Annotated in this window: 20 protein-coding genes; 12 read left to right on the top strand and 8 right to left on the bottom strand. The window is 43.2% G+C overall.

Annotation, left to right across the window (positions count from 1 at the left end; all coding sequences use genetic code 11):
* Window positions 1–18: 18 nt before the first annotated feature.
* From ACN6KS_RS01265 to ACN6KS_RS01250, 4 genes are all read right to left on the bottom strand, one after another.
* Entirely contained in the window at window positions 19–1,050 is a 1,032-nt protein-coding gene (locus tag ACN6KS_RS01265) for a LacI family DNA-binding transcriptional regulator (protein ID WP_440961154.1), read from the bottom strand.
* Window positions 1,051–1,150: 100 nt separating this feature from the next.
* Window positions 1,151–1,984, bottom strand: coding sequence for a carbohydrate ABC transporter permease (locus ACN6KS_RS01260; RefSeq protein WP_094869197.1), 834 nt, complete (start codon window positions 1,982–1,984; stop codon window positions 1,151–1,153).
* Entirely contained in the window at window positions 1,984–2,826 is an 843-nt protein-coding gene (locus ACN6KS_RS01255; protein ID WP_094869198.1) for a carbohydrate ABC transporter permease, read from the bottom strand. The genes ACN6KS_RS01260 and ACN6KS_RS01255 overlap by 1 nt, the downstream gene beginning before the upstream one ends.
* 156 nt (window positions 2,827–2,982) lie before the next feature.
* Entirely contained in the window at window positions 2,983–4,365 is a 1,383-nt protein-coding gene (locus ACN6KS_RS01250) for an ABC transporter substrate-binding protein (RefSeq protein WP_094877514.1), read from the bottom strand.
* A 431-nt stretch (window positions 4,366–4,796) separates the two neighbouring features.
* On the opposite strand from ACN6KS_RS01250, the gene ACN6KS_RS01245 reads away from it, so the two are divergent.
* From ACN6KS_RS01245 to ACN6KS_RS01235, 3 genes are all read left to right on the top strand, one after another.
* Window positions 4,797–5,375: a hypothetical protein gene (locus ACN6KS_RS01245; protein ID WP_094869200.1), complete on the top strand. Its 579-nt coding sequence runs from the start codon at window positions 4,797–4,799 to the stop codon at window positions 5,373–5,375.
* A gap of 67 nt (window positions 5,376–5,442) precedes the next feature.
* Window positions 5,443–6,489, top strand: coding sequence for a hypothetical protein (locus ACN6KS_RS01240; protein WP_094869201.1), 1,047 nt, complete (start codon window positions 5,443–5,445; stop codon window positions 6,487–6,489).
* A 14-nt stretch (window positions 6,490–6,503) separates the two neighbouring features.
* The gene (locus tag ACN6KS_RS01235; RefSeq protein ID WP_440961153.1) at window positions 6,504–7,853 is read left to right on the top strand and encodes a bifunctional folylpolyglutamate synthase/dihydrofolate synthase; all 1,350 of its coding nucleotides are present in this window, start codon (window positions 6,504–6,506) and stop codon (window positions 7,851–7,853) included.
* On the opposite strand, the gene ACN6KS_RS01230 is transcribed toward ACN6KS_RS01235, so the two are convergent.
* On the bottom strand, window positions 7,848–8,645 hold the full coding sequence (locus ACN6KS_RS01230; protein WP_440961152.1) for an ATP-grasp domain-containing protein: 798 nt from the start codon (window positions 8,643–8,645) through the stop codon (window positions 7,848–7,850). The genes ACN6KS_RS01235 and ACN6KS_RS01230 overlap by 6 nt on opposite strands.
* Window positions 8,646–9,006: 361 nt before the next feature.
* Between ACN6KS_RS01230 and ACN6KS_RS01225 the strand changes: the two genes are divergently transcribed.
* From ACN6KS_RS01225 to ACN6KS_RS01190, 8 genes are all read left to right on the top strand, one after another.
* On the top strand, window positions 9,007–9,900 hold the full coding sequence (locus ACN6KS_RS01225; protein ID WP_036687229.1) for a carbohydrate ABC transporter permease: 894 nt from the start codon (window positions 9,007–9,009) through the stop codon (window positions 9,898–9,900).
* Complete coding sequence (locus ACN6KS_RS01220) at window positions 9,897–10,775, top strand: carbohydrate ABC transporter permease (protein WP_094869204.1); 879 nt, start codon at window positions 9,897–9,899, stop codon at window positions 10,773–10,775. The genes ACN6KS_RS01225 and ACN6KS_RS01220 overlap by 4 nt, the downstream gene beginning before the upstream one ends.
* Before the next feature lie 53 nt (window positions 10,776–10,828).
* On the top strand, window positions 10,829–12,214 hold the full coding sequence (locus ACN6KS_RS01215) for an ABC transporter substrate-binding protein (RefSeq protein WP_094869205.1): 1,386 nt from the start codon (window positions 10,829–10,831) through the stop codon (window positions 12,212–12,214).
* 133 nt (window positions 12,215–12,347) lie between these two features.
* Window positions 12,348–13,337 (top strand): LacI family DNA-binding transcriptional regulator, encoded by a 990-nt coding sequence (locus ACN6KS_RS01210; protein WP_094869206.1) that lies wholly within the window; start codon window positions 12,348–12,350, stop codon window positions 13,335–13,337.
* A 30-nt stretch (window positions 13,338–13,367) separates the two neighbouring features.
* A complete protein-coding gene (locus tag ACN6KS_RS01205) occupies window positions 13,368–14,381 on the top strand; it encodes an N-acetylglucosamine kinase (protein WP_094869207.1) in 1,014 nt (337 codons plus the stop codon).
* Window positions 14,329–15,681: a 6-phospho-beta-glucosidase gene (locus ACN6KS_RS01200; RefSeq protein WP_094869208.1), complete on the top strand. Its 1,353-nt coding sequence runs from the start codon at window positions 14,329–14,331 to the stop codon at window positions 15,679–15,681. Before ACN6KS_RS01205 ends, ACN6KS_RS01200 begins: the two co-directional genes overlap by 53 nt.
* 15 nt (window positions 15,682–15,696) lie before the next feature.
* On the top strand, window positions 15,697–16,794 hold the full coding sequence (locus ACN6KS_RS01195) for a polysaccharide deacetylase family protein (RefSeq protein ID WP_440961151.1): 1,098 nt from the start codon (window positions 15,697–15,699) through the stop codon (window positions 16,792–16,794).
* A gap of 162 nt (window positions 16,795–16,956) precedes the next feature.
* The gene (locus ACN6KS_RS01190; RefSeq protein WP_440961150.1) at window positions 16,957–17,931 is read left to right on the top strand and encodes a MerR family transcriptional regulator; all 975 of its coding nucleotides are present in this window, start codon (window positions 16,957–16,959) and stop codon (window positions 17,929–17,931) included.
* On the opposite strand, the gene ACN6KS_RS01185 is transcribed toward ACN6KS_RS01190, so the two are convergent.
* Both ACN6KS_RS01185 and ACN6KS_RS01180 read right to left on the bottom strand, forming a co-directional pair.
* Entirely contained in the window at window positions 17,913–19,391 is a 1,479-nt protein-coding gene (locus ACN6KS_RS01185) for an alpha/beta hydrolase (RefSeq protein ID WP_440961149.1), read from the bottom strand. The two genes, ACN6KS_RS01190 and ACN6KS_RS01185, sit on opposite strands and share 19 nt — an antisense overlap.
* 230 nt (window positions 19,392–19,621) lie before the next feature.
* Window positions 19,622–20,965 carry a PLP-dependent aminotransferase family protein gene (locus ACN6KS_RS01180; protein ID WP_440961148.1) on the bottom strand — a complete coding sequence of 448 codons (1,344 nt, stop codon included), beginning with the start codon at window positions 20,963–20,965 and terminating at the stop codon, window positions 19,622–19,624.
* 140 nt (window positions 20,966–21,105) lie between these two features.
* Between ACN6KS_RS01180 and ACN6KS_RS01175 the strand changes: the two genes are divergently transcribed.
* Window positions 21,106–22,044, top strand: a complete 939-nt coding sequence (locus ACN6KS_RS01175) for a DMT family transporter (protein ID WP_440961147.1) — start codon at window positions 21,106–21,108, stop codon at window positions 22,042–22,044.
* A 135-nt stretch (window positions 22,045–22,179) separates the two neighbouring features.
* Here ACN6KS_RS01175 and ACN6KS_RS01170 read toward each other — a convergent pair whose 3' ends face one another.
* Complete coding sequence (locus ACN6KS_RS01170) at window positions 22,180–22,827, bottom strand: hypothetical protein (protein ID WP_440961146.1); 648 nt, start codon at window positions 22,825–22,827, stop codon at window positions 22,180–22,182.
* Window positions 22,828–22,971: the final 144 nt, after the last annotated feature.

The raw sequence follows: 22,971 nt of genomic DNA, 5'->3' as shown, positions 1-22,971 counted from the left end.
CATATAAACCTTTTGAAGCTACAATATAGACCTCGTAGATTCTCTAACCATTAATTCTGCAGGGAAAATCTGATGCGCATGATTTACCTTCTTATTAATGAGATCAAAAAGAATCTTAATCGTCGCTTCCGCAATTTCAACTACTGGCTGTTTGATGGTAGTGATGGAAGGATTATAATAGAAGGAAATATCCAGGCCGTCATAACCAGCTACTGAGTAATCTTCTGGAACCCGCTTGCCCGCTTCAAATATTGCTTTACAAGCGCCGATAGCCATACTATCTGATAAGGTAAAAATAGCAGTAAACTCTTCCCCTGTCTCCAGCAGTTCTTTTGTAACCGCATATCCGTTTTCCATACTATAACTATCAATATCCTCTTTCATTCGCCGTACTAACCGTTCATTATAAGCTATTCCATGATCAGAAAGAGCCTTCTTATACCCTTCATATCTCAATTTACCGATACTCACATCATCTTCAGGCGCGGTAATGACTGCGATTTTCTCATGCCCTAGATTACATAAATAGTCTACAATTTTATAGCTCTCATTAAAGTCATCTACAGATACAGAAGAATAGTCACTTAGATCAAACTCTTCCGTCATTCCAATCGTACTCAGGACAAATGGAACCGTCAATTGCTGTAATTTTTCTTGAGAGTGTGAGAATAATCCCCCCAGAAACACAATTCCCTTCAGGCGCTTTTCTTTCTCCAGCTCAATCGCCACTTCGATCTCATCCTGATTCTCATCGACACGTTGTAGGATGAAGGAGTATTTCTTTCGCTGGATCTCTTTTTCAAATACTTTAATCATTGGGCTGAAAAATGGATTAGATATCCCTTTGATCAATACTGCAATCGTTTTCGAATCGGAACGTTTTAAATTTCTGGCACTGTTATTCGGAACATAATGATTTTCTTTGATGACTTTCATAACCATCGCTTTTGTTTCTTCATTAATATCCGGATGATTATTTATAGCTCTAGATACTGTAGTCACGCCAACCCCACATAATTTAGCGATATCTATAATAGTCAGTCTCTCCATCTCTATCTTTCCTTTACACGTTAAATAAGAAAGTAGGGGATTCTTGAAGAAAAGACTCAACAAGAAAAGCACCCTACTCGCTTCTACATACATATTCTATTTAACCCTTAACGGCTCCTGCAACGACACCTTCGATAATGTACTTTTGACAAGTCAGGTAGAAAATAATGATTGGCACAATCGCTAAGACCAGCATCGCCATCATAGCTCCCATGTCAATCGATCCATATCCACCTTTTAGGTACTGAATCGCAATAGGAATCGTTTTATATTCTGTACCAATCAGCAGGTCTGGCAATAGAAAGTCGTTCCACACCCACATTACATTAAGAATAGCTACAGTTACAGCAATCGGCTTCAGGATCGGCAATACCACTTTAAAGAAGGCTTGTGGCGGATTACATCCATCGATCATAACCGCTTCTTCAACCTCAAGAGGGATAGACTTCACAAATCCACTAAACATAAACACAGACAGCCCTGATCCAAATCCTAAATAGATCAAGATAATCCCGATTGGATTGTCCAGATGTAGAACGTTAGCCGTTTTAGTCATTGTGAACATAACCATTTGGAACGGTACGATCATTGAGAACACAAAAGCATAATACATCATACCTGTAAATTTTGATTTGACCCGAGTAATATACCATGCGGTCATGGAAGTGAATAACACGATTACAGCAACCGAACACACCGTGATAAACAAGGACATTCCGAAAGCACTGAAGAAATCAATTTTCGCTATACCGCTAGTATAGTTCTTCAAACCAACAAAAGTAGTTCCATTAGGGAGTAAGAAAGGTGTATCACTAATGTAAAACTTACCTTTAAAGGAGTTCATCAGAACAATAAAGATCGGAGATAAGAACGCAATGGCCAAGACCAACAAAATGGTAAAAATGGAGTAATCTTTTGCTCTAGTCTGTTGCATTAGTTCTCAACCTCCTTTCTTCTAGTAATGACAAGTTGTATTAAGGCGATTAAGGCTACCAGTGCAAAAAATACGACGGCTTTCGCTTGACCGACACCTTCCCATCCTGTTTTTCCGTAGAACGTATTGTAGATGTCGAGTGCTAACATCGAGGTCTGCTTAGAAGGAGCACCCGCAGTCAACGCTAAGTTTTGGTCAAACAATTTGAATGAATTCGATAACGTTAAGAATAAACAAATGGTAATGGACGGCATTACGAGTGGAATCGTCACATTACGTAGAATCTTCGAACGTGAAGCTCCATCAATTCTTGCCGCTTCTACTATATCCTTAGGCACATTTTGAATACCTGCAACATAGATAATCATCATGTAACCTATCAATTGCCAATTCATAAGGATGATTAATCCCCAAAATCCATAAGTTGCGTCAGAGGTTAAAGTAACTCCAAATTTGTACAAAATACCATTGAAAATCAGCTGCCAGATGTATCCTAATACGATACCGCCTATCAAGTTAGGCATGAAAAAAATAGTTCTAAATACATTAGTCCCTTTTAGCTTTCTAGTTAACAACATCGCCAGTATGAAGGCGAATACATTAATCGTAAGAACCGATAGAACTGTAAACTTAACCGTAAAACCCAGTGCATTTAGAAATTCTTGATTTGAAAATGCTTTAATGTAATTGCCAAACCCGATCCATTTTGCATCATTGACGGTAGTAAACTCTGTAAAGGATAAATATATCCCCAGCAGAAAAGGAACAACAAACGCGATCCCAAAGGCTATCATGGTCGGTAACGCAAAAAGAGCAAAATATTTTCTTATCGATTTTTCCATGGAGTCTTCTCCTATCTCAGTATGGAAAATGATGAACTAGATGTAATTTACTCGAATTGTTGCTTAGTGCCACTGAAATCCGTCTCGACTCCAGTGGCACTAAGCTTATATCTGTATGACAACTGAGAACTATTCAATCATCTTTCCACGCCTTTTTTATTTTGCTTTTTCAGCCTTCCAAGTATCCTTAAAGATGGTTACAACTTCATCCCAGGTTTTATTCCCTTGAGCATATTGCAAGAGTGCATCACCAAAGACATTTTTGAATTCTTCACTTGGGAATGCTGCAAATGTCCAAGCTACGGAGGTCAAATCTTTTTCCATCCAAGCGGAGACTTCTTTAGCCAGTGGATCTGCTGGTTTTTCATTTTCTTCAAAGGTATTGAATGGAGCGATGAAACCTAGATCGTTCGTTACATAAGCTTTACCTTTTTCACTGGAGAACAACCATTCCAAGAAAGCGATAGAAGCTTGTTGGTTCTCAGCAGATGCTTTGCTGTTGATTGCAAAATAGTTTTCTGTACCTACAGCCAGACCTTGTTTCTCTTCGCCTTCCATACCTGTGTAGATAGGCAAGAATTTAATCTCATCTGCTTTCACTACGTTACCGTCAACATCATTGATTTGTGACCAAGCCCAGTTACCGTTTTGAACCATAGCTGCGTTACCGAGTGCGAATTCAGCCATGGAATCAGCTACAGACTTACTGCCTAGCAAAGATTCTTTAGTCACAGAGTTCTTGATGTAAAGATCGAAGATATTTTTAAATTTATCATTGTATTTGAATTCAACTTCTTTAGAGGCTAAACCGGCAAGAACTGTGTTATCAAACTCAGTGTTGTCCTTGAATTCATAGTACAGTGGCAAGTTAGCCAAGTGAGTCTGCCATCTCCATTGCTCACCAGCAGCGAGGGAAGTGGAAGCGAATACGCCTTTAATACCCAGTTGATCTTTTTTAGCGGTCATATCTTCTACTACTGCTTTCAAAGTGTCGAAGTTATTGATTTCAGTGGTGGAAGAGATCGACACAGCTTTATCAGGTAGCGCAAAGTATTTCTTCATAATCGCGTCGTTGTAAATAATACCGTATCCTTCAACTACGTAAGGGATACCATATACACCTTCACCTTCAGTTACAGCCAGGCTTTTGTCGGATAGATAGCTGTACAGCTTAGTATCTTTCAAATCCAAGGTGTAATCTTTCCAAGATTGAAAACCAACAGGTCCGTTGATTTGGAAAATCGTAGGTGCTTCCGACTTAGAAATTTCCGATTTCAATTTCGTTTCGTAAGTACCTGCAGCAGCCGTTACGACTTTCACTTTAACTCCTGTCTCTGCTTCGTAATCCTTAGCGATTTTTTCATATATTTCTGCAATTTCAGGCTTGAAGTTTAAAAAGTAAACCGATCCTTTTTTTCCAGATGAAGCGTTTCCATCATTTGTTGCTGTATTGTTCTCTTTATTACCGCATCCTGCTGCCAAGACTACAACCATAGACATTACCAACATGAGCCCTAAGTATTTTTTGATGTTCTTCATTTTTCTTCCCCCTCATACTTTTTATTTAATGATTTCATTTGAAGACGTTTCTCCGAGTAGCGCTACCGAAATAATGTCAGCGGTTACAATTGACTTAAATAATCTTCTTTATTTTTCCGGTATCCTTATCGGTAACGTTTTCAATTGAAATATTAGCACACCGTTTTCCACATTACAATAGCCTTTTTATTGGTAAAACTAGCCATCTGAAATCTTCGAACGCTATAATAGATAAGTATAAACGCCTTCGGCGTCCTAAGTAAGGACGGTGATCGTTTAAGCGTGAAATGTAAAAATATAAGATAAAACGTGAAACTTATACTTTCTTGTATTTCACAATAGTAAATAGGAATAGGTGATGGCATATCTTATCTCTGATCGAGAAGTATGAGTTACAATTCTCTAATAATAATTATTTTGGCGATATTGGAGTGGAGCCCTCCTACACCATTGTAAAAGGCGCTCTCCCGGTACTTGTGTCAGCTCCGCATGCCATTAACCACTATAGAGAAAATGCTTTAAAACCTGCGGATATGTATACAGGTTCACTTGCTCTGCTATTACAAAAGCTCACAGGTTGTCATTGTATCTATTCCAATAGCTTCTCCAAAGAAGATCCCAATTACATCCTTGGCGGAGAATATAAAGCTGCACTTGGAACAATTGTCAAAGAACATCAAATTAAATTCGTTATAGACCTGCATGGGGCTTCTAAAGATAGAGAATTCGATATGGATTTAGGCACATTACACGGAACATCCATACAAGCAAATAATATAAATGAGGTTGTACGTATTTTTTTCAATAATGGTATTACCAATGTTCATCAAAACCATACATTTTCTGCATCTCATCCCGGAACGATCACTTCATATTCAGCCAAAGAATTGTTAGTTCAAAGTGTTCAAATTGAAATTAATCGAAATTATCGTAACCCGAAATCCTTTGATTTATTCCAAAAAACCATTCATTCCCTCGAACAAATTATCAATCAATTGGGAGGCGCCTAACATAAACATCGAGCAGACCTTCACCATATTAGACAAACAAAGCTATACTGCCAGAGAAGAAATTACGATGAATCCCGATGAGCTGGTTGATTTAGGCTTAGTTCACCATATTTTTGTCGAGCTTACAGCAGAGAATGGCACTCAGGTTAGCTGTTTACTTTTATCAAAAGGTGATATCCCAAGAGGGAGTATACAATTATCTAAAAGAGCAAAGGACAAGCTAGGAGACTGCCCCTTAACAGGATTAACCATCACTAAACCGGAGTACAACACAATCCTTCGGGGAATTCCTAAAGTGAACGAGATTGCCAAACCTTATGTCAAAGCATGTCCAACACTCGTCCGTAAATATTCGAATCATGTCGAGCTGATTAATCCTAAGAATGGCTTTCGCATAAACATCACTCTAAAAGAGGATCACACAGCCAAGCCGAATACGCTGTATTTCAACAGGTACATCATGTTGTTGCTTGAGACTCAGGCCACTGAGGATGATCAACTAATCATTACCCGTGCAAGAACAAGTCCTCAATCCAAGCCAGGCATACATAAACTTATACATCTGGGAATCAAACGGCCCTTAACCGCATTAGGAAATCTTTTTATTGGCAAAAGAGAGCTTACGCTAAGAGTAGGACATCCCTACCCTTTTGATGAGCACCAAAACTTATGCCGAATTCACCCCAATGTTAGAAAACTGCTGGGCATGGAAGAGACCGATAAAATCGTCATTTCCTACAACCATAAAGAAATCGCCGTCCCCATCTTAGACATAGATACGGAGCATATTGCCCAGCTAATCAAGCTAAATGAGGAGAATGAGCAGCTTAAATTTATCGACAGCCACTTATTTATCGGAATCACTGCTTTGTCACGAAATGAATTAGAAATCCCCAACATCGGCACATCGGTTACTGTAAAAAGAAGCATGAACTCTCTATTTTTAAAACACTTAAATAAGCTGGTCTTGCCCGTAATCGCTTTATTGTTTACAGTAGTGCAGCTGTATAAGGATTTGAACTGGAGCATCGCTCTGACTGTTGGTATTTCCGTTGTACTACTTCCGATCATCATCTATACAACACTATCCGAAGAACGAGCAAAAATTAACTAAATGGAGCGATGATCGTGAAATTCACTTCACAATCCCAGGTAGAAGATATGATCTACAGCTCTTATCTGAGAGCCATTAACAACATCACAGAATCTTTGGATGAACAAGTTAGACGACCGGAATTCACCAGAGCATTGCTGGATCTAGTCGGAAATCCGGATCGAGATCAACAATACATACTAGTCACAGGCAGTAAAGGTAAGGGCTCCACCTCTAGATTTATCTCCTCTTTGTTAAGTCACTTAGGATATAAAGTGGGCTTATTCACCTCACCCCATCTGGTTGATTTCAACGAAAGAATACGGATTGACGGGAAGGCCATATCCACGGACGATTTTGTACGATTAGGAAATATAGTTGGCGATGAATTCCAAAGGATTGAAGATCAGCTTGCCACAGATGAGTATCAAGGTCCTGTTGGTGTAGGTCTAGCGATTGCGGCGTTGTACTTCAAGGAGAATCTTACTGACTTCAATGTGATTGAATGCGGAAGAGGTGGAAGATTTGATGACACCAATGTTCTGAAGAATAACTGGGCTGTCATCACTCCGATTATGGAAGAGCATGTAGCTAATTTGGGACCTGACCTAAACAGTATTACGCTTCATAAGCTGGGCATCGTCAAAAATAAAGCAACAAACGTATATATCAGCAAACAGAAACCGAGCGTACTCGCGACTATAAAGGAGAACCTTAGCGCCCATTCTGCACAGTATTATGAGGAGCAATTTGGGACTGATTCTATTGCGATTGGACCGGTTGGAACTACTTTTGATATTCGGACAAAACAAGCGATTTATCCATCCTTAACGATTCCGTTATTAGGGCAGTTTCAAGCACTCAATGCAGCTACTGCAGTCGCACTATGTGAGGATATTACAGGAGGTTCCCTCAATAGGGAACTCGTTGGCAATTGTTTTGCAAAACTGCAGTGGCCGGGGCGCTGTGAAGTGATCTCTCATGATCCATTAACGATTATTGATGGGGCGATTCATAAAGAATCTGCAAGCTATTTGGCTGAACTTATTCAACTCGTTAATCCTGACCGCAGCCGCTCTGTAACTTCAATCATCGGTGTCCCTAAAGATAAGGATTATACAGGAGTTATTGAAATGATGTGTACGGTCTCGGAGCAAATCATCGTCACAAAGCCTGATATAAGTCATCTTTCTTTTCCTACAGATGCACTTCATATCGCCAAACATTTTATCGAAAAAAGCTACGAGTTCCCTTATTTGGAGGATGCTCTCTCACACCTAAAAGCAAGCTCTTCCTCCGAAATTATTGTTATTGTCGGCACGCAAACCTTTATCGGAAACGCCAAACGATTATTCGGGCAATCGCTGCTCGATATCGGATTATAACTGATCCAAGCGCTGGAGTATTACTTCCCTATAAAGATCAGATAGAGCTGGCACCTCACTTGGATTCTGCTTACAATACTCATCTAACATCACCTTATGATTGACTTCAATAATCATGAGGCCTTGATTTGTCTCTAAAATATCTACGGAGCAGAAATCAAGGCCTAGTGCTTTAGAAGCCCGGGAAGCAAGCTCCGCTAGCGCCACTCGTTTGGCATGATCGTTAACTTCAATCGCAAGAGCCCCATTAATCAAATTATGCTTCCAGGAATGCACTCTTTTTTTGCCAAGGAATACACGCGCTTGATGATTAAAAGTTACGATTCTATACTCAATCTCCGCTTCATAATAAGGACCTATCGCCCCATTAAGCTGCAAAGAAAATAATAAATCCAGCTTTTCGTGCAGATCGGCTATCTCATTAATTTTATAAACATGATTTCCCTGCGCCCCGTTATCCTGCTTCACAACTACCTGCTTATTGAACTTATAAAAAGAACGCTCGGCTAATTCATAAGGATCTGAATGATTAAATTTTGCGTCGGGATGTGCTAAATAGGTATGTTCTACAGCCGCAACATCCCCTTTGTGCAGAACGTCATAAGTTAGAGATTTACTCATAGCAATAATTGTAGAGGCACTACTATTCAGACCTATTTCAGCGTCTACCATCACAAAGGATTTCAATCCATCCGACGCTCTATATACGAAATTCGGTGTAACTTCCTCAAAGGTAATCCCTGAGGTTGTAACAGAATGCTGGATCATTTTTAAGTAAGGCCTAGTCGTCATTCAGTTTCCTCATTTCCAACAAAATAATACCAAACCTAATCATAGCATGAGAAATATCAATCGAAAACATATTTATATGTTAGTTAAACTAACAAATATACACTCAAAATCTTGATAAATAGGCTGTTTCTCAGAAAATAAATAGAGTTTATGTTATGTTTTATGACTGATAACGCTTTTACAGAAAAAATAAGTGTTGATTATTTATTAATCATCCTCTATGATAAGCTTATCAAGCGAACCAAAAAGTTAAAGCGGTTAAACTTTTGATTTTGAGTTTCTAGTATTATTGCTATTAAATAGTGTTGTCACGATCAAAAGTTAAAGCGCTTATACTTTAAAACTGAAAGGTTGATGTGTCATGATCAATCGCGAGAACAGGCGGCAGACGTTTTATATGTATCTGTTCATTTCTCCTTGGATTATCGGCTTCCTTGTATTCGCCCTTTATCCTATTTTGTCATCGCTTTACTTCAGCTTCACTGATTATGACATCATTCACCCACCTAAGTTCATCGGGCTCGCTAACTACACAGAGATGTTTCACAATGACCTGTTCTGGAAATCGGTGGTTGTCACGCTGAGATATACCTTCATCGGTGTTCCCATCCAGCTTGCACTTGGTCTTGGTTTTGCGCTATTGCTCCACCAGACCATTCCTCTCCGCGGCTTTTTCCGAACAGCAATGTATTTTCCAAGTATGGTATCCGGCGTGGCTATGTCCCTGCTATGGTACTGGATCTTCAACCCGCAAATCGGGCTCTTCAATTACATTCTTTCCTGGTTCGGCATTCATGGACCGGCTTGGCTGATGAACCCCGACACTGCGCTATACGCCTTAATCATCATGACTTTCTGGACAGCAGGCTCAGGAATGATTTTATTCCTCGCAGGACTGCAAGGCGTACCGGCCAGTTTGATCGAAGCAGCCAATCTTGACGGTGCTGGACGCTTCAGAATTTTCTTGAACATTACCTTACCAATGATCTCTCCTGTCCTGCTCTTTCAACTAATTATGGGGCTGATTGATTCTTTCCAAGTCTTTACCCAAGCTTTTGTCATGACTCAAGGGGGTCCAAATTACTCAACCTGGTTCTATGTCTATAATCTCTATACCAGTGCTTTCAAAGAATATCGTGCCGGTTATTCCTCAGCCTTGGCCTGGGTACTCCTCATCGTAGTTATGCTGTGCACCGCACTAATTATGAAATTATCTAACCGTTATGTTCACTACGAAGGAGGCGGACGCAAATGAGTACAGTAAGAGCGCTAAGCCCCCAGACTAAAGGAACAAGACGCCGCCGGAAAGTGGAACCTGTTAAGATTTTCAGCTTTATCACTTTAGTAGTTACAACCTTTCTAATGCTGCTTCCTTTGTTCTTCATGGTCTCCACTTCACTTAAGTCCAAACGCGAGATGCTGAAGTTCCCGCCCACCTTTCTACCGGAGAGCTGGCAGTGGAGCAATTACACAGAAATTTTTGATACCCTGCAGTTCGGTACGCTTTACAAAAACAGTTTAATTATCGCCGGTCTCAGCGTTGTAGGTACATTAATTTCTTCGGCGCTGGTCGCCTATGGATTCGCCAGATTTAGAGGTAAAGGGAATCAGATATGGTTCATTCTATTATTGAGCACAATGATGTTGCCTTATCCAGCCATTATGATTCCGCAATTCGTACTCTTTTCACAAATGAACTGGATCGACACCTTTCTACCCTTGATTGTGCCTGCTTTCTTCGGCTCAGCTTATAACATTTTCCTGCTGCGCCAATTCTTCTCCACGTTGCCTGAAGAGCTGTTTGATGCCGGGCGCATTGATGGCTGCGGCGAAATACGGATGTGGGCTACTATAGCACTCCCACTCTCCAAGCCTGCCCTTGCCACTGTAGCTATCTTTGCTTTTATCTACAACTGGAACGATCTGCTTACACCGGTGCTATACCTAAGCTCTTCAGAGAAGTTCACGCTACCCGTCGGGATGGCTTCTCTCACCTCATCGAGATTCCGCATTCCACCATGGCATCTGCTGATGGTCGCTTCAGTTCTGGCTATGGTTCCAATCGTTACGCTGTTCGCTGTAGCACAGAAACAGTTCGTCGAAGGGATTGTACTTACAGGGATTAAGTAATAATCCGCCAACAGGGCGGCCAAATATACTTGAAATCATGGAGGGTTTAGCTAATGAACAAGAACAGGAAAAGTAGTGCGCTTTTACTTGCAACAACCATGCTAGTTGTTCTGGCATTGTCAGGCTGTAGCGGAGGTAAATCGGCTGGTAACACTCTATCCGAAGGAAATGGCGGCTCGACCAATTCAGGAGGCAAGGCAGAAACGGTAACCATCACCCATTACACAATAGATTCAGAGGACCGGACATTTGTTGAGAAATTAATTCCTGATTTCGAAAAGCAGCACCCTAACATTAAAGTGAAAGTGGAAAAAGCACCTTATGAGCAGTTCGACAGCAAGCTGCAAACGCTAATTGCCGGTGGCAAATCACCAGATGTGACAAGTCACTGGGGTTATGGAGGTTTCGCAGAATACTACAACAAGGATATGCTGCTCGATTTGACCGACCTAATTAAAGAGGATGGTTTCAAGCCAGCGGATTACAACATCCCAGAGAACCTCATGAATATCTATAAGGTTAAAGATCACACATATGGTATCCCAGTTAATATGTATGTCACCTTAATGCTCTATAACAAAGACATGTTTGATGCTGCCAAGCTGACTTACCCAACAAGCGATTATGAAGATAAGAGCTGGACGTTTGAAAAGATGGTCGACCAAGCTAAACAAATGACTCTCGTCTCCGATGATATTGCCAAAACACAATATGGCGTAGACTTTACCTGGTCTGAACGCGATATGCGGCCATTATATTTTGGAGCGCAGCCTTATTCAGAGGATACATGGACTAATGGCGGTGTGCCTTCTGAGACTTATTTTGATTCCCCTGAAGTGATTGCCGCCTATAACAAGCTCTTTGATCTCGTCTTCAAAGATAAGGTCTCCCCTTCCTCTGAGTGGAGCAAAAGCGTAGCCGGACAGAACGGCGATCCCTTCGTTGCAGGTAAAATCGGGATGTCTATCGGTGGCTCATGGAACCTTGCAGGTGCGAATGACTTTCCCTTCAAAATCGGCGTAGCCGCTGTACCATGGGGAGGAAACGATAAGGTGCGCAGCACACTTTACGTCGATCCGCTGCTGATCTTGAAGGACTCCAAACATCCGAAGGAAGCTTTGGAATGGATCAAATATTTGATCACTACCGAAGTGCAGGAGAAATCCATTGAGCTTAGTGGCGGTAACCCACCCGTCAACACCGAAGCTGCTGAAGCTTACTATAAACATTTTGACGGCATCGATCCACAAGATATCAAAAATGTCTACGAGGGTGCTGTGAACTATGGCTTCGAATCCTACAACCATTTGATCACCAACTACTCGCAAATTAATGACATGTTCATTAATGAATTGCAGCCAGTAGAAACTGGACATAAGACGGTGGAAGAGGTGATGACGACGATTCAGAAAAAAGTTACGGAGATCATTCATCGTTAATATTTGGCAAGTATGCCGTCCCTTTAGGGACGGTATGCCTGTTTGAAATCATACGTTCAGCGGACAGTCTGCCAACCCTGTATACTGAAGGTAGAAAACAGGATCGGAAAATCTGCCGCGAGGAGAGCTTGAGATGAAAGTGAGTATTTTTGATGTAGCCAAAAAGTCGGGATTATCCGTTGTAACCGTATCCCGGGTCTTAAACGGGGCCGAATCGGTACGCGAGAATAATCGCCAGAAGGTGCTGGAGGCCATTAAAGAGCTGGATTATCGCCCTAATGCAGCGGCACGCAGTCTGGCAAGCGGTAAGACGGGAATTATCGGTATTATTGTCACCACGCTGCAGGATTCCTTTTTTGACGCAGTGGTCAAAGAGCTGAATGAAGTATTAGCGATGCATGGTTATTTTTCAGCCATATCCATCTCAACAGGCATCGAATCGGATGATAGCCATTATTTGATCCAAGAAGATCGTGTAGATGGTTTGATTCTGCTCTCTCCGATAGAAGAGGACAATTATATTGTGGAAATGAAACGACGAGGCATCCCTTATGTACTAATCGATAACCAAAAGCCTGAGAATGACACCTACTCTATTACAATCGACAACTTCAAAGGCGGATATATGGCTACCCGTCATCTGTTAGCGCTCGGCCATACATCAATCGCTCATCTCTGTGGACAGGAAATGTTCCGTAGTACACGGGAGCGGCGTGCCGGATTCCTACAAGCGCTTGAGGAAAAAGATCTTACTCCATTTGAAATTGTACATGGCGAATTCGAAATTGAAATGGGATACGATACCTGTAAGCGTTGGCTGAACGAAGGACAGTTACCTACTGCAGTATTCGCTGGCGATGACAATATCGCTCTTGGCGTCATCAACGCGCTGATGGAAGCTGGCATCCGGGTACCCGAACAGGTAGCTGTGATTGGCTATGATGATCATTATATCGCTTCACAGCTTCATCCATATTTAACAACGATCCGTCAGCCCTCGGACAAAATTGGATTAGCAGCTGCCGAAATGCTCTTAAAGCGCATCTCCGGAAAGATGAAGCGCGGAGCTGGTGTAAAGATTGACCCAGAGTTAATAGTACGGGAATCTACTACTTCCAAGTAATTAAATAATATAAACAAGGAGTGACAACCATTGACTTACTACTTGGGAATCGATGGTGGAGGCACCAAAACCTATGCTCTGCTATGCGATGAACATGGCAATGTTCTCGGTAAGGGCAGGAGCGGTAACGGCAACCACCAGACAGGCGCCCTTGAGGCAGCCAACAGTATTCGAGAGGCCACATTCGGGGCACTAAATGAGGCCGGACTCCGATTGGAGGACATCCAACATACTTATCTTGGGCTTGCCGGCGCTGACCGCGAGGCCGATTATGCTATTCTCCATCCAATGATTCGCGAGATCGGATTTATCAATTACACCATTAACTGTGACACCATGATCGGATTACGTGCAGGGACGACTCGCCCTTATGGAGTTGCACTAATCTGCGGCACAGGCACCAATTCGGCTGGCAGAAACACGCAAGGAGAGCACTATCAGTGTGGTGGTTTTGACTACATGTATGGTGACTTCGGCGGTGGCGGTGCACTCAACATTGAAGTCTTTCGTTCTGTCATAAGAGCTTGGGATGGACGGGAACAACCTACCCTCTTAACCGGACTTCTACTCAACTTGCTAGGTTATGAGGAAGTTGCAGATATGTTTAATGATTTCCTCAATCATTGGAAAAGGGTCCCTGTTCATGCTGCACGCTTGCTCTTCGAAGCAGCAGCTGAAGGAGATGCTGTAGCCTTAGAGATTCTAAATCGGCAAGGCGTTGAGTTAGGGAAGTCCGCTGCTGCAGTCATCCACAAGCTTGGGATGGAGCAGGATACTTTCGATGTGGTTCTGGCGGGAAGTCTGCTAACCCGTGGGGATCGCGGCTGGATTCGCGGACCTATTGAGAAAGCTGTACAAGCCGCAGCCCCACATGCAACTGTGGTGACTCTTGCCACAGAGCCTGTAGTAGGTGCCGTATGGTCCGCGATGGATCAAGATGGTTTGACCCTTAGTAGTGAAGTGTATGAGAGTATGCGGCAATTTCAAGATTATGAATCGATCCAACAAACAAAAAAGACAGGAGTGGTTGATCTTGGCAACTAATCAAGGATTAAAGATCGCAGTTATCGGTGGGGGTTCTTCGTATACACCCGAATTGGTAGAGGGATTTATTCTTCATTACAAGGAGCTTCCTGTTCGTGAACTATGGCTCGTAGACATCGAACCTGGACTTCGCAAGCTGAACATTGTTGGAAATCTCGCTAAACGTATGGTTGAGAAATCCGGGCTACCGATTGAAGTTCATCTTACAACAGACCGCCGCAAGGCTATCGAAGGCGCAGACTTCGTCAGCACACAGATGCGTGTCGGTATGCTTGATGCCCGCGCACGTGATGAATCGATTCCTCTTAAATATGGTGTCATTGGTCAAGAAACGACAGGTCCTGGCGGAATGATGAAGGCACTGCGTACGATCCCTGTCATTCTGGATGTATGCCGGGATATTGAAGAGCTGGCTCCTAACGCATGGCTGCTCAATTTCACCAATCCTGCAGGAATGGTCACTGAGGCTGTTCTGAAATACTCCAAAGTAAAGAGTATCGGTCTCTGTAATGCACCTATCGGCCTAATCAAGCAAGTATCTTCCAAATATAACGTAGCTGCCGACCGTGTATATGCTGAGTTTGTGGGTCTGAATCACTTGCACTGGATTACTCGAATCGACGTTGATGGTGAAGATAAACTGGATGACATGCTCACAGAGGGCTACAGTGCCAAGAACGTGCCCGCCCGAGAGTGGAATCCAGAATTCCTACAATCTCTTCGCGCCGTGCCTTCCTACTATTTGAAATATTTCTATATGACAGATGCCATGCTCGAAGAGCAGATGGAGTCGTTTAAGCAAGGTATCAACCGTGCTGAAGTCGTCAAACGCGTAGAAGAAGAGCTATTTGAGCTATACGCCAACTTAGAGCTGAGCGAGAAACCGAAACAGCTAGAACAACGCGGTGGTGCTTTCTATTCAGAAGCAGCAGTTAATCTCATGAGATCGCTCCATAACGGTTCAAACGACATCCAGACCTTAAATGTTGCTAACCGTGGCATACTGGACTTCTTGCCAGATGATGCAAGTATTGAAGTTAACTGTGTTGTCACCAAGAACGGACCACTACCTTTACCGTTGACTAAGATTCCACCGATGGCCAAAGGGCTTATTCATGCTGTCAAAACCTACGAGCAGCTAGCCATTGATGCCGCTGTAACAGGGGATCGTGCGCTTGCCCTTCAGGCAATGGTACATCATCCACTCGTTCCATCTGTAGATGTGGCGGTTCGGATGCTGGATGAAATGCTGGAAGCCAATAAAGAGTTCTTGCCGAACTTTTTTGGCAAACAATCATAGAAAAGAGGCGTCAATATGTCAGCTAAAGCGGTTTGGAAAGGCGATGTCAACCAAGCATTATGCGCGTTTACATTTGATGATGGGCCTTCCCAGCTTCCCGTTGAATTATGGCTGGATGTTCTAGAGGAGGAAGGGGCGGTTGGTACCTTCTTCTTCACTGGAGAATGGATGGATCAGCATCCAGAGAAGGCGAGATTAATTCTCTCCCGGGGTCATGTGCTTGCTCCGCATACGTATCATCATCGGCGAATGGCCCAAGTACCAAAGACGGTATTCTTAGAGCAATTGAAGCTGACTGAGCTGGCATATCAAGACGCAACAGGTCTTCCGTCTCCCAATTTCATGCGTTTTCCATACTGCTCCTACCGGGGTGAGAATCTCGATTGGCTGACAGAATGGGGCGATTATCTGGATATTGAGGGCGTTGATTGCGGAGACTGGGCAGGTATTTCTGCAGAAGAAATCGTTGCCAACGTTGAACCTAAGCTAGAGAATGGAACCATTGTGGTTATGCATAGCAATGATGTTGCAAAGGGTTCACCGGATGCATTAAGAGCACTTATTCGGATCGCCAAGCAAAGAGGCTTGGAGAGTGTCGGCGTACCTGAGATCCTAGGGTCCATTGGCGTAGAAGTAAACTATAGACCTTGGAAAATAGCCGTAGAAGTTCCGGCGGAGTTAGATCATTCCGCGGAAAATTGGGTCCCTTTAGAAAATTGTAAGCAGCTTGCCGATCTCGCGGCCCAGACAACTGAGTGGAACATTCCGCAATATACACTGCATTTCACTTCTGAAAAGGAGTGGCTGGAGCATCTGGAGAGTCCACTAGTAGAGGTTGGAGTGACAGAGGATCGCGAGTTGTTTACCCTACGGCAATTTGATGGCAGCTATTGGGGATATGTACGCGCCGGTGTCGTAGACAATACCCTCATATTATTAGATTATGCGGCTAAAGAAGCGCAAGCCGATACCTTAGTGTACTTACTTCGCTGGGCTGCTGATACTTCGATCAGACTGGGCTTAACCCGGATTGAGGCAAGGCTGAATATCCGCAAGATGAGCGAAATGTGCAGACAGATAGGCTGGCAGTCAGAGATTCTAGAAGATCAATAAGAGACATCATCCATACTGATAAATAGTTGCGCTAAAAAACAGCGGTCCCCCATTATTGGTGGATCGCTGTTTTGCGTTGTGGGAATGGCAAATTGTAAGTTGTCGTTCCTTTCGGTACAATCAATTTTAACATCGTATGATTCCATCAGAAGGGGTGATTTCTTGCGTAAAGACACCAAAACCATCGGCGAGGCGGCTAAGCTGCTGGGCACAACCATTAAAACCATCCGTTATTATGACGACATTGATCTTTTGAAGCCATCGAGTCATAGCGAAGGTGGACATCGGTTATATACGCCCGAAGATATTTCCCGCCTGCGGCTGATCACAACACTGCGTTATTTGAGCTTCGGCATTGACGAGATTCGCCAAGTCATCGCTGGAGAGATTCAGCTCAATACAGCACTCAACTGGCAAATCGAAGCACTGGAGACGCAGGTTAGTACACTGACTAATATGATTTCGATTCTACGCCAAGCTCAAGAGCATCATTCATCAGGCAATTCCATGGATTACATGAATGAGCTGGCTGACTCCTTGTCCATGAATGCTGCTAAACGAAACGAGTTCATCTCCAGCAAAATAGAAGAAATACAGCCGCTCGGTCAATTGCCGTCCGAATGGCAGAATACTTTTTTGTATTTGTTCAATAAATATATTATCAATGAAGTCAAAGTGACGGCCGGGCAAACCGTAGCTTGGAATGAGCTGCAAGCGCTAATGAATGATGCGCAGTACATGGAGGAGCTCGTCCGATTCGAACTACCCTTCTTAAATATGGTCAAGCACCCTCGTGTTCCCGCTGCATCCTGGATCAGAACGCTGGAGAGTATCCGAATCCGGGTGGAGGCAGCCCTGCAACACAAATTATCAGCAGACAGCGCTGTTGTACAGGCAATTGTTGAAGATTTTGTGATGATGTATGCAGGTCCAGAGCAGTTCCGCGATAAGGCTGCCTTTTTCCGCCAATATGCTCAATGCATGCAAACTGCTCCTTCCAAACGGATAGAACGCTTTAATAAACTGTGCCTGCTCCTCAACCCCAAATGGGATGTTATTGTAAAAGGAAATGCCTTGCTGATGCAAGGATTACAATGGAAACTCGAGCAGGACAACGCTCATTCGGCGCCTTGTTGAAGTGTGAACTTCGGATGGTCTCCCAGGTTGATGTTCAAATATTGCAAGGGCTGCCCTTTCAAATAATGGTCAAAAAAATCGAGCGTGTACTCATTAATCAGCTCATGCGTTCCACGCACATCCATGCCCTCCATCCATTTAAACAACGGGGTGAGCAGATATAGATCGGAGAAGCTCATATGTGTGCTGTTTTTGAATGTCATCCAATAGTTTCCGCCAACGGTTACCGGCTCATAACGGGCAAACATCTCATTATAGTAGGCTGTAATTTCGTCTCTGTTCGCTCCCAATGCGGCGATTTCTTCATCAGTGGTTTGGTCTACTCCTTTTAACGTTTCATCGGCACTCATGAGCAAAAAAGGCTTCTTTAGGCCGTCTGCAGGAATCCGCTTTTCACCGTAAAGTACCCCATCCATATCGATGCCTGCTTGTATTCTCTGATCATCCAGCAGCATTTGCACCGTCGTGGCTCCCCCAAAGGAATGTCCGAACATGCCCATATGTTCAAGATCGATCCGGTCAGTAAACAGACCGCTAGGGTCGTTCGCAGACAAGGCCTCCATTCGATCAAGCACAAACTTCGCATCTTCTACCCAGACTTCATTACGCCGATCCATAAAAGAATACTTCATTTGCTCATAGCCCATTTTCCCCTCTGAATCAAACTTCACCACAGGCTTATCTGGAAATGCTGAAGCTACACTGCTATAAGCATGTTCAATCCCAACGACAATATAGCCGTGACTTGCCAATTGCTCGACTTGAAACGTGTTCTGATTCTTGTAGCCCATAAATCCATGCGAGAAGAGCAGCACAGGATATTTAGATTCTGTATCGGCTAATCCGGCATTCGCAATAGCATGGGTATTGACTAGCTTAAATCCTGAGAATAAAAACTCCGGCAAGTGCAAAAATTCATGCAGTCCTTCTATATACGGAGCAGGATCAGATAAATATGGCACCTTTTTTCCAGTAGCCTCCGAACTTGCCGGATACCAGATTTGTACCATTAATTCGCGGGAATCACCGGATGTTTTCGTAAATTTCTCTTCTCTTGCAGAATCGGTCCAATGGTAGGTGACGGTCCCTATCGCGTAAGGACCTGTGGGCTCCGCAAAAGAAAATACAGGGAATAGGATCGGCAGCGCAATGGACACAGCAGCATAAACCACTCCAACTCCTCCGAGAATTAGCGCCCTCCAGCGCTGTCGCGGCTTTCTTTCTGCCCTTGCTGTGGATCGGAAGAAAGGCCTTACCCCTCCTACAATCGCCCATAGTGTGACCAGATACATTGGGATCATCGGCCACCGCAAGCCTTCCACGAAAGCGTGGACAAGCAGTAAAGCAGCAGAAATTCCGCCGCCTATCAGCCACCCGCGTTGTGATTTGGGGCGTCCTAGTATTAACCCACTCAAAATCAATACATTAAATAAGACAAGCATGATTTCAATCCATCTCATAATCTATAATCCTCCTTGGATTTCTCTACAGGCTGTCGACCTGAACCAAGTATAAAACCTCCTGTTAGAGGAGAATCAAACACCTATTTAATTCACTGAATGGAGGATAGAGAAAAACTATGGGTTACGAGAAATGAGGATTGGGGCATAATTGAGGGGAAGATAACAGCTTGGAGGTCGCCTCTCAACTGATGGATCTTATTAAGATAGAACATCCATAAGATGCTACTTCAGCGTATTTCTCGAATCACCTGTGCAATGCCAGAAGAAATATCAGGCTCTTTTACACTAGATACATTGAGCTTTAGAATCCTCTCTTTTTTTGCAAAATAGGAAAGGTAACCGCTATCCGCCAATTCCACTCGAATGGACTTTTTTTGCAGCCGTTTGATCATCTGCTCTGCTCTAAGGTTATCCTCCAATTTCAGATAAGTATGAACACCTAGCTGACTGGCTGGAACATAGGAATAATGCTCTTCAGACGCTGCATTTGCCTCCCTCATAATCGAATCGTGGAGGAGCATTGATCTTTTTCCGTAGCAGGAACGCATTTTTTTTCGGTGGCGCTCGAACATCCCGCTTTTCAAATACAACTCCAGCGCAGCTTGCGACAACATAGAGCTATCTATATCCATCAGTCTTTTGAATCGGTTAAAGGACTCACAGAGCACCTCGGGAAGTACGGCCACACCAACGCGCAGACCTGGGAATATAATCTTGGAGAAGCTTTTTAAATAAATAACATGTGATGTATTATCATAGGCATAGATCGGATCTTGCTTCGCATCCTGCTCCAAATCTGCCATGTAGTCATCCTCTACGATATACACATCGTATTTAGCTGCAAGCTGGGCAATCGCCTTCTTCTGATTTCGTGTAAAGGAAACGCCCAGCGGATTATGGAACCGTGGAACGGTATAAAAGAACTTAAATTCACCAGTTTTAAATAACCGCTCTAATTCATCCAAATCCACCCCATCATCCGAACGCCGTATCCCCTCTGCCTCGATTTCATATGTCTTCAAATACTCCATAAACAAAGGATAACTCGGCTGTTCAATCAATACTCGCTCCTTACCATTCGGAAAAGGAATACGGGTCAAGAGTCCAAGGGCCTGCTGCACACCAGAGGTGATAAAAATCTGCTTTGGATCAGCGAATACCTGATAAGAAGCCAGTTGTCGCTGCATTTCACGGATAAGAGACGGCAGCCCCTGCGGTGTTCCATAGATAAACAGATCCTTACGGTACATATCAATCGCTTTATTGATGCAATGTTGAAAATCCAGATATGGAAAAATATCAGGGTCTGGTGCAGATGCCGTAAAATCGATCCAGTGCGAACCTTCCTCTTTCCGCTGTCCACTGCGTTTCATGACATAATATCCGCTCTTTGAAGCTGCGTAGATTAGATGTTTATCTTGAAGGTCCTGGAGTGCACGAATCACCGTGCTCTTATTGCAATCATAACGAAGTGCTAGTTCCCGAATAGAGGGTAGCTTGTCGCCTTCTCGATACGTGTCTTCAACGATTTGTAATTCTAGATCATTGATTATTTCCGAATACTTATACATCCTCTTCACCTTCCTCCGAATCTAATTTGTACCGGTACAGATGAATAATAATTACATTGTAGCATAGCTATTCTAGCCTTAGAATAAAGAGCATAACAGGACCGGTCCTAAATGCGCGCAACACTTTGGAGGTCATACTGATGAATAAATCTTCTACTCAAAAAGCGATCATAGCTGCGGTCTTGAATGCTGTTATTGTCGGATTTTCTTTTATATTTGTAAAAATGGCCTTAACCGCCTCTGACCCATTCGATACATTAGCTCACCGCTTCACATTATCTTTCCTTGCCGCTTCGTTATTTGCATTTCCAGGGTGGCGGCGGGTGAAGTTCGGAATATCCAAGGCAGCAGTGGTAATCCCACTTGCTCTACTATACCCTTCGTTGTATTTTACGCTTCAAGCCTTCGGGCTTCTGCATACAACCTCATCTGTAGCAGGCATTATTCAGGCGACCATGCCTATCTTCACCATCATTTTGGCGACGTTGTTCTTGAAGGAAACTACGAGCGGCTTTCAGAAGATCTCTACACTAATCTCGGTTGCGGGCATTATTCTTATCTTTGCCATTCCGGGTGTCAGTATATCTTCCTCTAGTCTTTGGGGAGTTTTACTCATACTGATCTCAGCATTATCCCTTGCCGGTTATAACGTCGCAGCCCGAAAGCTAACACGTACCTGGAGTCCCAAGGAACTTACCTATATGATCACTTTATTCGGGTTTATATTCTTCAATGGACTTTCCATCATTAAGCATGGTTCGGCAGGAACCTTGAATCAATATTTCACACCTTTTCAGGAGCCTAAATTCATATTCTCCATGATCTATCTTGGGGTACTCTCCTCCCTCGTGACCTCCTTCCTTTCCAACTACGCATTATCTCGAATGGAAGCATCCCGCGTGAGTATCTTCGGCAGTCTTTCGACGGTTGTCTCTATTCTCGGCGGTGTGCTTCTGCTGAATGAACAACTGGAATGGTACCATTGGACCGGCACCGTGATGATTATCGCCGGGGTAATCGGAGTGAATTGGCGCAAAAAGGCTAGGCTTCAAGTAAAGAGTGGAATTGAGTTGGATTAGAGGGAACCTGCAGATTTGCAGGAATTATTGCTTAGCCATTCTTCGTATCATGAAAAAAAGACACCCCTCGAGGTGTCTTTTTATACTTTTACCTTTTCAATATCTCTACTTTGTACCCAGCCGCGTTAATTGCTGTTACTTAGCTGTTTCTAGATCCTTGATCTTCTCTTTATAATGGTCCAACAGATTAGCCAGAGCTTCCTTAATCACGGTGGCATCCTTGGATTTAGCTGCACTATTCAGATCTTCTTGAGCTTTAAAAAAGGCTTTATCAGCTTCACTAAGGTCTGCCATGGAAATTGCTATTGAAGTCGCTGCTACAGCTTTAATTGAAGTAGTAGTGAATTCAGTATCCCGCTCCATATCATCAGGCAATACTAATTGAGCACTGTGGCCCGCTTCAATATAACTCACTGGCAGGGCATCGTCGGATAGAATTTCTTTTGTGAATTGAACTCCCTCCACCGGTTGCGCAGGCACAAGCCCGGTAGCTCCGGTCACACTGAATCCAGCATTCTTATAATATTCGTCCAAAGTTTTCTTCCAATCTTCTAGGGTATTAGGTGCATAGGTCTTAGCTAGCTCCAAAGGATCTACCCAATCTATCTTAGTTAAGGTTACAGAAAGTGCTCCACTCGTTGCTGGAGTAACCACCGCTGCTTTTGTTGATTTCGCGCTTTGATCCTTAGCTTCACTAGCTGCGTTCACTGCAGTCGGTGCGGCAACTGCGGACACTAGTAGGGCGGACAACGCTAACTTTTTAAATAACATCTGTTGATTCATAAATACAACACTCCTCATCGATTTGAATGATCTTACAAGTCCAAGCATACAAAAGGGGTGTGGCATAACATTGGTTAATTTGTGGAAAAACGATGGCAGACCCCTATACCCACCTGCAGATTGATATACTTGTAGAAGAATAAT

Origin of the sequence: Paenibacillus nitricinens (assembly GCF_052056485.1) — a bacterium.
GTDB classification, from domain to species: domain Bacteria; phylum Bacillota; class Bacilli; order Paenibacillales; family Paenibacillaceae; genus Paenibacillus_AQ; species Paenibacillus_AQ nitricinens.
This window is presented reverse-complemented; position numbering and strand designations above follow the sequence as displayed.

Coding starts and splice junctions, on each gene's coding strand:
- ACN6KS_RS01265 (WP_440961154.1), bottom strand. CDS start 1,050: ATGGAGAGACTGACTATTATAGATATCGCTAAATTATGTGGGGTTGGC.
- ACN6KS_RS01260 (WP_094869197.1), bottom strand. CDS start 1,984: ATGCAACAGACTAGAGCAAAAGATTACTCCATTTTTACCATTTTGTTG.
- ACN6KS_RS01255 (WP_094869198.1), bottom strand. CDS start 2,826: ATGGAAAAATCGATAAGAAAATATTTTGCTCTTTTTGCGTTACCGACC.
- ACN6KS_RS01250 (WP_094877514.1), bottom strand. CDS start 4,365: ATGAAGAACATCAAAAAATACTTAGGGCTCATGTTGGTAATGTCTATG.
- ACN6KS_RS01240 (WP_094869201.1), top strand. CDS start 5,443: ATGAATCCCGATGAGCTGGTTGATTTAGGCTTAGTTCACCATATTTTT.
- ACN6KS_RS01230 (WP_440961152.1), bottom strand. CDS start 8,645: ATGACGACTAGGCCTTACTTAAAAATGATCCAGCATTCTGTTACAACC.
- ACN6KS_RS01225 (WP_036687229.1), top strand. CDS start 9,007: ATGATCAATCGCGAGAACAGGCGGCAGACGTTTTATATGTATCTGTTC.
- ACN6KS_RS01220 (WP_094869204.1), top strand. CDS start 9,897: ATGAGTACAGTAAGAGCGCTAAGCCCCCAGACTAAAGGAACAAGACGC.
- ACN6KS_RS01215 (WP_094869205.1), top strand. CDS start 10,829: ATGAACAAGAACAGGAAAAGTAGTGCGCTTTTACTTGCAACAACCATG.
- ACN6KS_RS01210 (WP_094869206.1), top strand. CDS start 12,348: ATGAAAGTGAGTATTTTTGATGTAGCCAAAAAGTCGGGATTATCCGTT.
- ACN6KS_RS01200 (WP_094869208.1), top strand. CDS start 14,329: ATGAATCGATCCAACAAACAAAAAAGACAGGAGTGGTTGATCTTGGCA.
- ACN6KS_RS01195 (WP_440961151.1), top strand. CDS start 15,697: ATGTCAGCTAAAGCGGTTTGGAAAGGCGATGTCAACCAAGCATTATGC.
- ACN6KS_RS01185 (WP_440961149.1), bottom strand. CDS start 19,391: ATGAGATGGATTGAAATCATGCTTGTCTTATTTAATGTATTGATTTTG.
- ACN6KS_RS01180 (WP_440961148.1), bottom strand. CDS start 20,965: ATGTATAAGTATTCGGAAATAATCAATGATCTAGAATTACAAATCGTT.
- ACN6KS_RS01175 (WP_440961147.1), top strand. CDS start 21,106: ATGAATAAATCTTCTACTCAAAAAGCGATCATAGCTGCGGTCTTGAAT.
- ACN6KS_RS01170 (WP_440961146.1), bottom strand. CDS start 22,827: ATGAATCAACAGATGTTATTTAAAAAGTTAGCGTTGTCCGCCCTACTA.